Below are 841 nucleotides of genomic sequence, written 5' to 3' on the forward strand. Positions count from 1 at the left end.
CAGCGCGCCACTGAGCAGCAGCTCGAACGCACACGACGCACCGTGCAGGCCAACTACACCGCCATCGATTCGGGCGCCCAGCGCCACCTGGCCCAAGCCCGTCAGCACAGCCGCGACCTCAAAGCCGAGATCCAGCTCAACGCCCACCACGCGGTGCGCCATGCCCAGGACATGGTCCGGCACCAGATCACAGACGTGCGCCAGTTCGCCCAGCTGCACCTGCAGCGGGCCCAACGCGAAGTGCCCGTGCTGTTTGCCGACATCCGCGCCGAAGCCCGCCAGAGCCTGCGCAGCGCCCGGGCCGAAACCCAGGCCGACTGGCAGACCGTCCAGCAACGCGCCGCCAGCGACCTGCAACGCAGCCGGGACGCCCTGGCGCACACCTACGCCGACACCGCCGCCTTGGCCCGGCACACCGTGGCCCAGGCCCGCCAGAACACCCAGGCCCTGATGCGAGAAGTCACCGGCCAGGGGCCCGACAAGACCCTGCAGCGTGGCTTCGCCCTGGTGCGCGACGCCCAAGGCCAGGCCATCACCAGCGCTCATGCCCACGCCCAGGCCGGCGCCGCCGACACACCCATCACCCTGGAATTCCGGGACGGGCGCAGGCGCACCGTGCTCGGCCAGGAAGAGCCCAACCCGCAACGAGACCCACCATGAAACAGAGCTTCAAAGAGTCCTACGGCGTGCTGCAGCGACACGCCCAGACCCTGCGCGAGCAGACCGAGCCCAACATCGACGACCTCCTGCAGATCGTCGAAGAGTCGGTGGCCGCGTACAAGAACTGCCAGACCCGCATCGATGCGGTGGAGAAGGCGCTCGACAAAGCACTGGACAAAGC

General features: G+C 69.0%; 2 protein-coding genes. Both read left to right on the forward strand.

Annotated elements, in window-relative coordinates; genetic code table 11:
* On the forward strand, nt 1–660 hold a 660-nt coding region (locus HA630_RS02095), incomplete at its 5' end, for an exodeoxyribonuclease VII large subunit (RefSeq protein ID WP_305792608.1).
* A partial coding sequence (gene xseB, locus HA630_RS02100) for an exodeoxyribonuclease VII small subunit (RefSeq protein ID WP_208299921.1) occupies nt 657–841 on the forward strand: 185 nt, incomplete at its 3' end. The genes HA630_RS02095 and xseB, both read left to right, overlap by 4 nt.

The sequence above is a fragment of the Aquabacterium sp. A08 genome (assembly GCF_011742065.1).